This is a genomic window from Streptomyces sp. MGP-BFMKR1, assembly GCF_057766585.1.
In genome coordinates, this window is the sequence record NZ_CM173408.1 from 5,007,893 (window position 1) to 5,020,391 (window position 12,499).

A 12,499-nucleotide genomic window follows, 5' to 3' on the forward strand; every position below is an offset into this window, starting at 1 on the left:
GGGAAAAGCGTTGGTCGGCCCCCGCCGGCCCGCGCTACGGTGCACCGCATGCAGCGCGCCGCGAACACGACGACGCCGGACGGAGTCCCGGCGCGCTGATCGTTGTCCGCGAAACACAGCCCCGGGGCGAGCGCCCCGGGGCTGTCGTCGTGGGGCTCGGGCCCGCACGGCGGCCCACTCGCTCGCCCCCCACACGCGAGGAGACCGCCATGCACGACACCCCACACGCCGCCCCACACGACGCCATGCACGACCACCGTTCGCTCGGCCGCGAGCTGGACCTGTTCGACACCGACCCGCTGATCGGCGCGGGCCTGCCGTACTGGCTGCCGGCCGGCGCGACCGTACGGCACGCGCTGGAGGAGTACGTACGCGACATCGAGCGCCGCGCCGGCTACCAGCACGTGTACTCGCCCGTGCTCGGCAAGCGGGAGCTGTACGAGATCTCGGGGCACTGGGCGCACTACCGCGACGACATGTACCCGCCCATCGACGTCGGCGGCGAGCAGGCCGTGCTGCGCCCCAGCCTGTGCCCGCACCACGCGCTCATCTACCGTTCCCGCTCCCGCAGCTACCGCGAACTGCCGCTGCGCATGGCCGAGTTGGGCGGCATGTACCGCTCGGAGCTGTCCGGGGTGCTCGGCGGGCTGACCCGGGTGCGGGCGATCCAGCTCAACGACGCGCACGTGTTCTGCGCCCCGGAGCAGGTCGTCGACGAGGTGCGGGGCGCGCTCGACCTGATCGGGCGGGCCTACGCGGCGCTCGGCATCACCCCGGCCCGCTACCGGCTCTCGCTCCCGGGCGCCGGCCAGAAGTACGCCGCGGCCCCCGAGCCCTGGCGGCGCGCCACCGAGCTGCTGGTCGAGGCGCTGGAACGGTCCGGCATCGGGTACGAGGCGGAGCCCGGCGAGGCCGCGTTCTACGGGCCGAAGATCGACGTGCAGATCGCCGACGCGGCGGGCCGGGAGTCCACCCTGTCCACCGTGCAGGTCGACTTCCACCAGCCCGAACGGTTCGACCTGCGCTACGTCGGCGCGGACGGCGCGAAGCACCGGCCGGTGATGGTGCACCGCAGCGTCATCGGCAGCGTGGAACGCGCCGTGGCCCACCTCATCGAGGTGCACGGCGGCGCGTTCCCCGGCTGGCTCGCCCCCGTGCAGCTCGTGGTCCTGCCGGTCACCGACGCTGAGGTGGACCGGGCGCGCGAGGTCGCGCGGCAGTGCCTGGAGCGGGGCCTGCGGGCCGAGGTCGCCGAGCCGGACCGGGGCACCCTCGGGGCCCGCGTCCGGCAGGCCCGGCTGGTCCCGTACCAGGTCGTCATCGGGGCCAGCGAAGCCGCGGCGGGGCAGCTCGCGGTGCGGCTGCGGGACGGGCGGCGCTTCGCCGCGCAGCCCGTCGACGCGGTGATCGACCGCGTCGTGGCCGCCGTCGCGGCGCGCGGCGCCGAGCTGTGGGTGGCGTAGCGGACACGCGGTGAAGGCGGGTGTTCCGCGGCGCGCCCGCCCGTGCGGCCCCCACGGCCGAGGCCCGCGACCGCTCGTCGCGGTCGCGGGCCTCGGCTGTTCGCCGACGGATCACGGTCCGTGGGCGCGGTGCGTCACTTCACGATCGTGATGCGGTCCGCCTTCGGCGGCGCGAGCGGGGCGTCCGGCGTGGAGTTGGCCGTCAGGTACGCCGTGAAGACGTCCAGGTCGGAGGGGCCGACCAGCTTGTTCTTGCCCTCCTTGAGGACCGGGAAGCCGTCGCCGCCGCCGGCCAGGAACTCGTTGACCGCGACCCGGTAGGTCTTCTTCGGGTCGATCGGCTCGCCGTTCAGCCGCACCGAGTCGGTGACGATCCGCTCCGCGCCCGCCTTGCGCAGGTCGAGCGTGTAGGTGAGGCCCCTGGAGACCTGGAGGACGCGCGGCTGCTTCTCGTTGACGCCGCTGACCTGCTGCCGCAGTACGGTCAGGAGCTGCTCGCCGGTCAGGTCGAGCACGTTGGTCATGTTGGTGAACGGCTGCACGGTGAACGCCTCGCCGTACGTCACCACGCCGTCGCCCTCGTCGCCCGACGCCTTGTGCGCGAGGTCGGCGCGGATGCCGCCGGGGTTCATGAACGCGACCTGCGCCCCGCCCTTGTCGGCCGGCGCGAGCCCGGCGAGCTGCGCGTCGCTGATCAGGTCGCCGAGCGGCGTCTCGTACGCGTTCAGGCCACGGCCCGGGATGTCGGCCGAGATGTAGCCGACCGGCCGGTTCGCCACCGGCGCCGCCAGCGCGTTCCAGCGCTTGATGAGCGCCGTCATGTCCTTGGCCCGGGGCTGCTCCCGGTCCACCACGTGGTTGGCGGACTTCACGCTGGTGCGCACGATGTCGCGGGTGCGGCGGTCGTACGTCAGCGTCGTGTCGGTGTAGAGCCGGCCGAAGGACGCGGCCGACGTCACCGTGCGCGGCACGCCGTTCGGGTCCGGGATGGAGCACGCGTACGCCTGGTGCGTGTGCCCGGTGACCAGCGCGTCCACCTGCGGGCTCACGTTCTTGGCGATGTCCACGATCGGGCCGGAGATGCCGTCGCCCGGGCCCGGGCTGTCGCAGTCGTAGTTGTACGAGCCGGAGGCCGGCATGCCGCCCTCGTGGATGAGCGCGACGACCGACTTCACGCCCTGGCGCTGGAGTTCCCGGGTGTACTTGTTGATCGTCTCGACCTCGTCGTGGAACTTCAGCCCCTTGACGCCCTCGGCCGTGACGACGTCCGGCGTGCCTTCGAGGGTGACGCCGATGAAGCCGATCCGCACGCCCTTGTGCTTCCACACGGTGTACGGCTTGAGGATCGGTTTGCCCGTCTTCTCGCTGGTCACGTTGGCCGCGAGGTAGGGGAAGTCGGCGCCGGGGAACCGCTTGCCCTTCTCGTAGCAGCCGTCCTCGGGGTGGCAGCCGCCGTTCTGTATCCGCTTCAGCTCCGCCGAGCCCTCGTCGAACTCGTGGTTGCCGACCGCCGAGACGTCCAGGCCCAGCTTGTTCATGGCCTCGACGGACGGCTCGTCGTGGAAGAGGCCGGACAGCAGCGGGCTCGCGCCGATCATGTCGCCGCCGGCCGCGGTCACCGAGTAGCGGTGGCCCTCGCGCGCCTCGCGCAGCGAGGTGGCCAGGTACTCGACGCCGCCGGCCGGGATCGCCTTGGTGGTGCCGTCCGGCTGGGTCTGGGTGACGGTGCCGGCCGAGCCCTGCGGGGGCTCCAGGGTGCCGTGCAGGTCGTTGAAGGAGAGCAACTGGACGTCCACGGTCCGGCCGTGACCGCTGTGGCCGCTGTGGTTCGCGCCGCGCGCGGCGGTCTCGGTGTCGGCGCCCGCGGGCAGGGCGGTCGCGAGCACGCCCGCCGCCGAGGCCAGGACGGCCGCGGTCGCGGCCAGTCTGCGCGCCGCGCGACGCCGTTCGGGTGTGGCTGGCATGGGCTTCCCTTCGAAGCTGCGGGTGCGGCGCGGCGGGACCGGCCGGCCGATGGCGAACCGGATGCCGCGCGGGGTCGGGCCGCAGCATACGGTTGACGCGCGTAGCAGGTCAGGGGGGTTGAGGTGACGAGTTGGTTGCGCCTTGGCGCGCGGCACGGGCCCGCTGGGCGGCAGTGACCAGCGGGACCGGAGTGACCCGGGCGACGGCTCCCTGGGGCGGCGGGGCGCGGGGTCGTAGGCTCGGGCGCATGACTGACGTGGTGGATGAGCCGGGCCGGGCGCGGCGGATCGAGATCGTGGACGAGCTGCCGCCCGAGGTGGCCGGCGAGGTGCTGGAACTCATCGCGGAGGCGGCCAGGAACGACGGCCAGCCCGCCGTCTCCGAACAGGGCAGGCTGCGGCTGCGCGGCGGCAGCCGGGAGGGCGTACGGCACCTGGTGCTGCGCGTCGACGGCGACACGCTGGTCGGCTACGCGCAACTGGAGGGCGCCGACCCGGTGGAGCCGCCCGCCGCCGAACTCGTGGTGCGCCCCGGCCGGCGCGGCCACGGGCACGGCCGGGCCCTGGGCAACGCCCTGCTCGCCGAGTCCGGCAAGCGGCTGCGGATCTGGGCGCACGGCGGCCACGCCGCCGCCCGGCACCTCGCGCAGGTGCTCGGCCTCGCCCTCTTCCGCGAGTTGCGCCAGCTCCGGCGCCCGCTGGGGGAGCCGGCGCTGACCGAGATCCCCGAGCCGACGCTGCCGGCCGGCGTGACCGTGCGCACCTTCGTCCCCGGCGAGGACGACGCGGCCTGGCTCGCGGTGAACGCGGCGGCCTTCGCCCACCACCCCGAGCAGGGCTCCCTGACCCAGCGCGACCTGGACGACCGCAAGGCCGAGGCGTGGTTCGACCCGGCCGGCTTCTTCCTGGCCGAGCGCGCGGGCCGGCTCGTCGGCTTCCACTGGACGAAGGTGCACGCGGAGGAGAACATCGGCGAGGTCTACGTCGTCGGCGTCCACCCCGACGAGCAGGGCAGCGGCCTCGGCAAGGCGCTCACCGCCATCGGCCTGCGCCACCTGGCCGAGCGGGGGCTGCCGACCGGGATGCTGTACGTCGACGCGGACAACGTGGCGGCCGTCACCGTCTACGAGCGGCTCGGCTTCACGACGTACGAGACGGACCTGATGTACCGCGCGGAGAGCTGACCGCCGGGGGCGGAGTGGGCGGCGGGGGAGCTGGCGATCGGGGTGCCGGATCACCGGGGTCGGGTCCGCTCCCCGGCGGGGGCCGCTCGGAGACCGCTCCGGGCCCGGGCAGCCCCGCCCCGGTCGGGCCCCTCGCCACCCACCGCTCGCGCGCGATCACGGTCCGTGCGAGGTGGCGAGGGTCCGCGCGCCCGCGCTCCGTCCGCGCACCCCCGTGCGCTCCCGCGCGCCCCACCCGCCCCTCCACCACCGGGCCGCGACCTGGCCAGCACCGCCGAAGGCGCGCTCAGGCCCGGTGTCCGGGGCGGTCGGCAGGCGCCGCCCGCGCGCCCGGCCTCCGCGCCCCGGTGGCCGAAATGCCGGAGTGCGCCGCTCGGTTGGGTGAATCGCACGCGTGAAACCGCGACAGTCGGGCACATACCCGGGGCGCCGGCAGGGCGCGGGGCGCGCGGGGCGCGCGGGGTGGGGCGAGTACGGGCGGCGCGGCCGTCCAGGGACGTGTCATGGCCACCCTGGCGAGGGGACCCGCTTGCCTGACAGCCATGTGCCCGTTACCGGCGATTCAACGTCGCTTGCGAGCATCGCTGAATGCAGCCCGCTGTGCCCAATGCCCGCAACCGGAGGCTCCAGGCAGTTCCGCCTCCCGCTCCCGTCGCCGAGCCCGCACGGCTCGATGCGCGGGAGAATAAGGACATGCAGCAGTCTTCCGGGGAACGTGCCCCTTACCCCCACGAAACCAGCGCCCCCGCCCCGGCCCGGCCGCAGGGCCAGGGGACGACCCAGGAGACCTCCCCGCACGACGCGGGCGAACCGTCCCCGCCAGCGGCCCGCCCCGACGGCGCGGCACCGCACCCCGGCACCGGCCCGCACGCCACCACCCCACCCGTGGTCCCCACGAGCAACGGAGCACTGGCCATTCACGGCGCACACGGTACGCCCGATACCGACCAGCAGGGACGCCCCGCCCCCCAGCCCTCCATCGGCTCCATAGCCGCGCACCGCCCCCACGCGGTCGGCGCCCCGCCCGTGCGGGACCTGGAACCGGACATCGACGCCGACCTGGACGCGTACGAGGCCCAGGACGGCGACGAGCTGCCGCAGGGCCGGTTCCTGGACCGCGAGCGGAGCTGGCTGGCGTTCAACGAGCGGGTCCTCGAACTCGCCGAGGACCCGAACACGCCGCTGCTCGAGCGGGCCAACTTCCTGGCCATCTTCGCCAGCAACCTGGACGAGTTCTTCATGGTCCGCGTCGCGGGCCTCAAGCGCCGCATCGCCACCGGCGTCGCCACCCGCTCCGCCTCCGGGCTCCAGCCGCGCGAGGTGCTCGACCTGATCTGGCACCGCACCCGCGAACTCATGGCCCGGCACGCCGCCTGCTACCAGACGGACGTCGGCCCGGCGCTCGCCGAGGAGGGCATCCACCTGGTGCGCTGGCGGGAGCTGACCGACAAGGAGCAGGAGCGGCTCACCGCGCTGTTCAAGCAGCGCATCTTCCCGGTGCTCACGCCGCTCGCGGTGGACCCGGCGCACCCGTTCCCGTACATCTCGGGGCTCTCGCTCAACCTGGCCGTCGTCGTCCGCAACCCGGTCAGCGGCCACGACCACTTCGCGCGGGTCAAGGTGCCGCCGCTGCTCAACCGTTTCCTTGAGGCGTCCGCGCAGCGCTACGTGCCGCTCGAAGACGTCATCGCGGCCCACCTGGAGGACCTGTTCCCGGGCATGGACGTGCTGGCGCACCACATGTTCCGGGTGACCCGCAACGAGGACCTCGAAGTCGAGGAGGACGACACGGAGAACCTGCTCCAGGCCCTGGAGAAGGAACTCATGCGGCGCCGCTTCGGCCCGCCGGTGCGCCTCGAGGTCGAGGAGACCATCGCCCCGTACGTGCGCGACCTGCTGGTGCGCGAGCTGGACGTGGCCGAGTCCGAGGTGTACCCGCTGCCCGGGCCGCTCGACCTGACCGGGCTCTTCAAGATCGGCTCGCTGGACCGGCCCGAGCTGAAGTACCCGAAGTTCGTCGCCGGCACGCACCGGGACCTCGCCGAGGTCGAGTCCGCGTCGCCGCCCGACATCTTCGCGGCGCTGCGCGAGCGCGACGTGCTGCTGCACCACCCGTACGACTCGTTCTCCACCTCCGTGCAGGCGTTCCTCGAACAGGCCGCGGCCGATCCGCACGTGCTGGCCATCAAGCAGACCCTGTACCGCACCTCGGGCGACTCGCCGATCGTGGACGCGCTGATCGACGCGGCGGAGTCCGGCAAGCAGGTGCTGGTCCTGGTGGAGCTCAAGGCGCGCTTCGACGAGCAGGCCAACATCAAGTGGGCCCGCAAGCTGGAGGCGGCCGGCTGCCACGTCGTCTACGGCCTCGTCGGCCTCAAGACGCACTGCAAGCTGTCGCTCGTGGTGCGGCAGGAGGGCGAGTCGCTGGTGCGCTACTCGCACGTGGGCACCGGCAACTACCACCCCAAGACCGCCCGGCTGTACGAGGATCTCGGCCTGCTGACGGCCAACTCCGAGGTGGGCGCCGACCTCTCGGACCTCTTCAACCGGCTCTCCGGCTACTCGCTGCGCGAGAACTACCGGCGGCTGCTCGTCGCGCCCAAGTCGCTGCGGGACGGGCTGATCAAGCGGATCACCAAGGAAGTCGCCAACCACCGGGCCGGCAAGCCCGCGTACGTCCGCATCAAGGTGAACTCGATGGTGGACGAGGCCATCATCGACGCCCTGTACCGGGCCTCGCGGGCCGGCGTGCCGGTCGACGTGTGGGTGCGCGGCATCTGCGCGCTGCGCCCGGGCGTGGCGGGCCTCTCGGAGAACATACGGGTGCGCAGCGTGCTCGGCCGGTTCCTGGAGCACTCGCGGGTGTTCGTGTTCGGGAACGGCGGCGAGCCCGAAGTCTGGCTCGGCAGCGCCGACATGATGCACCGCAATCTGGACCGGCGGATCGAGGCGCTGGTCAGCGTCGTCGACCCCGCCCACCGGGCCGCGCTCAACCGACTGCTGGAGACCGGGGTTTCGGACTCCACGGCGTCCTGGCGCCTGGGACCCAGCGGCGACTGGACCCGGCACGCCGTGGACGCGGACGACCGGCCACTGCGGCACGTACAGGAGATGCTCATCGACGCCCGGAGGCGCCGGCGTGGTTCAACAGCGACATGACCTGGCGGTTGAGGTTACGGGGGCCAGGCAGGGACCCGTCACCGGTACCGCCTCCGGTACCAGGGGACACGAAATGACGGACTACGCCATGGGCTCAGCGGTCACGAGCGGCGACCAGGGCCAGGCGACGACGGCGGGCGACGTGCTCTCCCGCTACCTGCACGCACAGGCGGGGGACTTCCTGCGGAGCCTGCGGCTGCACCGCGAGAGCGGCTCGGACGCGGAGGAGGCGGTGGAGGCGGCCCGGCTGCTACGGCAGTCCGCGCGCCGCATCAGCGGCGTGCTGCACACCTACCGGCCGCTGACCGACCCGGTCTGGGCCGACCAGCTCCGGGCCGAACTTGCCTGGCTGTCGGGGATGCTGGCGCGCGAGCACGCGTACGCCGCCCGCCTGGCCCGGCTGCGCGGCGCCCTGCACCGGCTCTCCGGCGCCCCGCTGCCCGAGCAGGGCGCCGACCGGCCGGCCGACCCGCCACCCGGACCCGGCGCCGGCCGGGCGCGGGTGGCCGGCACGGACAACGGCGCCGCGCCGGGCGCCGCCGGGCGCACCGCGCGGGGCGCGCGCAGCCACGGCGCGAGCGCCGCCGGCGCGCCGGCCGTGTCGGCGAAGCTCCCGGCCGACGGCGCGGGCGGACGCGCGGTCCGCGCCGGCCGCCTCGGCGAGCAACGGTCCCGCGACGCGCAGGCGGCCCGGGGCGGCCGGGACGGGCGCGAGGCGCTCCCCGGCGAACGCGCCGGAGCCGCCCGCTCGACCGGCCGCGCCCCGGGCGCCGGCACCGCGACCCCGGGCCCGGCCGGCCCGGCCGGCGGCCCCGCCGGCACCCGTGGCGAGGCGGACGAGGCCCGCCCGGGCGCCCTGACCGTCGGCGCCGCCCGCGCCGGCGCACTCCTGGAGCGCCAACTCACCCTCGCCAGGACCCGCGCCCACACCGCCGCGCTCCAGGCCCTCGGCTCGTCCCGCTTCCACGCGGTCGCCGACGCCGTCGCCCTCCTGGCCTCCGACGTCCCGCTGATCGCGTCCGCCGCCGACGAGCCGGCCGACACCGCCCTCCCGCCACTCGCGGAGCTGGCCCACCGCCGCCTCCTCGATGCCATCGACGCGCTGCCGCTCGGCCGCGCCGGCCACCCGTACAACGCGGAGGCCCTCACCCACGGCCTGGCCGCCACCCCCAGCGCCGACGCCCCACCGGCCAGCGAGGCCCAGGACGCGCCGTGGCACCAGGTGCGCCGGCTGGTACGGATCGGCCGCTACGCCCTTGAGGTGCTGGACGAGCACCAGCCGCTGGGCACCGGCCCGACCGAGGCCGAGCCCACGCTCGCCGTCCGCCTCCTCGCGGCCAGCCAGGCCCTGGAGCGGCACCGCGACGCGGCCGAGGCGGCAGCGGCGGCGGCAGCCGCGGCCCGCACCCCGCGCATCGCCCCGGCCACGGCGTACGCGCTCGGCATCCTGCACGCGGACCAGCGGCACGAGGTGGAGGCGGCCCGGTTCGCCTTCGGCCGCATCTGGCAGCGGGCGGCGACCACGCCGTGACCGAGCCCGGGGCCGCCACCGGCCCGATCCGCGCGGCGGGCTGCGTCCTGTGGCGCCGCTCGCCGCGCGGCGCCGGCCTGGAGATCGCCCTCGTCCACCGGCCGCGCTGGGACGACTGGTCGCACCCGAAGGGCAAGCTCAAGCGCGGCGAGGACGCGCTGCGCGGCGCCGTGCGCGAGGTCGCGGAGGAGACCGGCATGGACTGCGTGCCGGGCCCGCCGCTGCCCAGCACGCACTACGTGGTGGACGGGCGGCCCAAGGAGGTCCGCTACTGGGCCGCCCGCGCGCTGGACGACACGTTCATCCCCAACCGCGAGGTGGACCGCCTCATCTGGCTCCCCCCACCCGCCGCCCGCGCCCGCCTCACCCAGCAGCGGGACCGCGACCTGGTCGACGCGCTGCTCGTCGCCCTCGCGGAGGCCGGGGAGACTTCTCACGGCTGAGCGGCCGGCCGGCTGGGCCGGCTGGGCCGGCTGGGCCGGCTGAGGGGGCGGCCGGTCGGTTGGGGGATCGGCTGGCTGGCTGACCCAGGAACCGGTGGGCCGGCGCCCCGGCCCCGCTCAGCCGGTACGGAGCACCCGGTAGCGGTCGGGCCGGCCCGGGTCCCGGTCCACGACCCGCACCGGCGGCCAGGCCCACTGCCACACGCCGCTGCCGTCCGGCCGGGAGAACCGCACCGTCCCCCGCGTCCCCGGCGTCGCGACCCGCGACCACGCGGCGGCGACCCCCGCCCGGTCCACCCCGTGCGTACGCAGCAGGTCGGCGAGGACCAGAACGGCGTCGTACCCCTCGTACGCCACGAACGACGGCTCCCCGGCGAGCCGCGTACGCAACGCCGCCTCGACCCGCACCCCGAGCGACGTGAGCCGCTCGGGCAGGTACCGCAGGAACGGCACCCCCGCGCCCTCGTCCCCCAACAGTGCGGCCCACTCCGCGAACTCCGGTTGCCCGGCCGGCGCGCCCACCGTGACCTCGGCCAGGCGCGCGTCCCGGCGTACGGCCCTGACGATCGACACGGCCGGCTCCGGGAAGCCGACCAGCAGGAGCAGCGCCGTGGCGCGGTGCTGGACCAGCGCGTCGCAGACGGCCGCCGGGTCGAGCGCCCGCGCGTCCAGCTCGACCACGGTGCCGCCGCGCGGGCCGAGGTGGTCCCGCAGGACGCGCGTGCCCGAGGCCCAGTACACGCTGGGTTCGGCCGCCACGGCGACGCGCCGGTGACCCGCGTCGAGCAGCGCGTCCGCGTAGATCCGCCAGCCGTACGACTGCGCCGGCGCCAGCCGCGCGACCCACTCCGTCGGTTCCTCGGTGAGCCCGTCGAGCACCGCCGACGAACACAGGAACGGCACCCCCCGCGCGTCGGCCTCGGCGGCGGCGGCCCGCGCGACGACGCTGTGGTACTCCCCGACCACGCCGGCCACCCCGAGCCCCGCCAACTCCGCCACCGCCGCCGTGGCCCGCTCCGGATCGGCTGCGGTGTCCCGCACCACCAGCTCCAACGGCCTCCCGCCGATGCCACCGGCGTCATTGACGTCCCGGACGGCCAACTCAGCCCCCACGAGCAGGTGCTGGCCGGCCTCGACCCAGCCGGGCGGGGACAGCGGCGCGAGGGCCCCGACCCGAATGCTCGCTGCCGCGGACCGGTCCGCTCCCCGGGGCGGTGGCGGTGGCGGTGTCGCTGGTGGTGGCGTCGCTGGCGGTGGTGTCGCGTTCATGCGCTGGTGTCTCCCCGTGTGGACGGTCGGGCCGCCGTCAGCATCGTGGACCGCTTCGCGGAGCGTGAAGGTCCAGTGCGTGTGAGGTGGCCCTGTTCGCCCGGCCTGCGGCGTAGCGGCGCTGCGGCGCAGCGGCCTTGCGGCCTGAGCGGGGGCGGGGGCCTTTGGAGCTGGCCCGTCCAGCGCCGGGCCGGGCCATAGCGTCGGGCGTACGGTCTCGGGGGTGTCGGCCCGTTCAGCGTCGGGCCGGGCCGTAAAGCGCTGGGCGTACGGGGTTCGGGGCGTCGGCCCGTTCAGCGTCGGGCGTGCCGGATCGTCAGCCGCCCGAAGCCCATGACCCCCGAGATATTGATCTTCACCCCACCGGGGCGCCGGGGCCGACGCGGAGGCTTGTACGTCGTGTCCTTCCACTCCGTCTCCAGGCCCTCGACATCCACGACCGCGTCGCGCGGCACCGTGATCTTCGCCCGCCCGGTGCCGAGTCGCAGCTCGATATCGACGGCAGCATGCTCGATGACCGCCCGCGACAGATCCAGACGCACCCTGCCGAACGCGGACTCGACCTTGAGCTTGCGCGGCACCTGCCACACCCCACGCCGCTGAATCCGCCCACCGGCGGCCCCGATCGTGGACGTGGTCTCCGCCTTCTCCGCCGGCAGCGAGTCCAGCGCCGCGGCAAGCTCCGGCCGCGTGGTGACGACAAGCACCTGGTCGAGGCGTGCGTCCAACTCCGCGTGCGTGAGGCGCCCTTCGGCATACGCCTCCCGCAGCCGCCGCACGGCCGCGTCGCGGTCATCTTCACTGATCAGTGGCGGCCGATCGGCCGGCAGAGCGGTCACCTGTTCACCCTACTTCCGCCGCACGCTAGGGAGGCGTCAAGGTTGGTGGGGGAGGGGTAGGGAGTGCCCTGCCGTCTACGGGTTCAGCCTCTTGACCATGACGCCGAAGACGGGCGAATCCTCGAACGGCTTCTGCTCTCCCACCTTCTCGTAACCCCACCGCTCGTACAGCTCAACCACCTTGGGGTGCGCCACGTCAACGAGCAGTGTCGCGACCTCGTCGCCACGGCTGCTCACGACCGCGTCGTGCAGCCGCCGCGAAGTGCCCGTCTTGCGCCACTCCTTGAGTACGAGCAGTTCGGAAAGCCCGAAGACGGGCACACCTTCCGGCACGGAACCCGGCCGCTCGGAGCCCTTCCACCAGCCACCCGGGGCGAAAGACGCTCCGTACGCGAATCCAGTCGGAACCTCGTCGTCAAAGCCGACGACGCACGACCACGACGGCTTCCCGCTCCACCTCTCGTAGAACCAACTGAAGCGCTCGCGGGAAAGGAAGGGGTCACTTGAACCGCTGTGAACGGCGTCGTGGAGATCCAGGATCAACTCCCGGATGTGGGTGGCATCTGTGTGGCTGTACGTACGGAGGCGCATATCTCGCTCCCTTTCAGGGGCATTCGCATCTGCTCGCGCGAGGGGACCTCCCCGCC

At 74.4% G+C, this 12,499-nt stretch carries 9 protein-coding genes; 5 read left to right on the forward strand and 4 right to left on the reverse strand.

Going from position 1 to position 12,499, the window contains the following annotated elements; translation table 11 throughout:
* The first annotated feature begins 209 nt into the window (after positions 1-209).
* Positions 210-1,463: a threonine--tRNA ligase gene (gene thrS / locus AC3CHW_RS19685; protein ID WP_488467320.1), complete on the forward strand. Its 1,254-nt coding sequence runs from the start codon at positions 210-212 to the stop codon at positions 1,461-1,463.
* Between the two features lie 134 nt (positions 1,464-1,597).
* Here thrS and AC3CHW_RS19690 read toward each other — a convergent pair whose 3' ends face one another.
* Entirely contained in the window at positions 1,598-3,427 is a 1,830-nt protein-coding gene (locus AC3CHW_RS19690; protein ID WP_488467321.1) for a bifunctional metallophosphatase/5'-nucleotidase, read from the reverse strand.
* A gap of 248 nt (positions 3,428-3,675) precedes the next feature.
* Between AC3CHW_RS19690 and mshD the strand changes: the two genes are divergently transcribed.
* The 4 genes from mshD (at position 3,676) to AC3CHW_RS19710 (ending at position 9,744) form a co-directional block, all read left to right on the forward strand.
* Positions 3,676-4,611, forward strand: coding sequence for a mycothiol synthase (gene mshD, locus AC3CHW_RS19695; protein ID WP_488467322.1), 936 nt, complete (start codon positions 3,676-3,678; stop codon positions 4,609-4,611).
* A gap of 693 nt (positions 4,612-5,304) precedes the next feature.
* The gene (locus AC3CHW_RS19700; protein WP_488467323.1) at positions 5,305-7,770 is read left to right on the forward strand and encodes an RNA degradosome polyphosphate kinase; all 2,466 of its coding nucleotides are present in this window, start codon (positions 5,305-5,307) and stop codon (positions 7,768-7,770) included.
* Between the two features lie 73 nt (positions 7,771-7,843).
* Entirely contained in the window at positions 7,844-9,301 is a 1,458-nt protein-coding gene (locus AC3CHW_RS19705; RefSeq protein WP_488467324.1) for a CHAD domain-containing protein, read from the forward strand.
* Positions 9,298-9,744: an NUDIX hydrolase gene (locus AC3CHW_RS19710; protein WP_488467325.1), complete on the forward strand. Its 447-nt coding sequence runs from the start codon at positions 9,298-9,300 to the stop codon at positions 9,742-9,744. Before AC3CHW_RS19705 ends, AC3CHW_RS19710 begins: the two co-directional genes overlap by 4 nt.
* Before the next feature lie 117 nt (positions 9,745-9,861).
* Here AC3CHW_RS19710 and AC3CHW_RS19715 read toward each other — a convergent pair whose 3' ends face one another.
* The 3 genes from AC3CHW_RS19715 to AC3CHW_RS19725 all read right to left on the reverse strand — a co-directional run bounded on the left by AC3CHW_RS19715 (position 9,862) and on the right by AC3CHW_RS19725 (position 12,443).
* A complete protein-coding gene (locus AC3CHW_RS19715; RefSeq protein ID WP_488467326.1) occupies positions 9,862-11,013 on the reverse strand; it encodes an ABC transporter substrate-binding protein in 1,152 nt (383 codons plus the stop codon).
* Between the two features lie 293 nt (positions 11,014-11,306).
* Positions 11,307-11,852 carry a DUF1707 SHOCT-like domain-containing protein gene (locus AC3CHW_RS19720; protein WP_488467327.1) on the reverse strand — a complete coding sequence of 182 codons (546 nt, stop codon included), beginning with the start codon at positions 11,850-11,852 and terminating at the stop codon, positions 11,307-11,309.
* Positions 11,853-11,927: 75 nt separating this feature from the next.
* Entirely contained in the window at positions 11,928-12,443 is a 516-nt protein-coding gene (locus AC3CHW_RS19725; protein WP_488467328.1) for a GNAT family N-acetyltransferase, read from the reverse strand.
* Between the last annotated feature and the right edge of the window lie 56 nt (positions 12,444-12,499).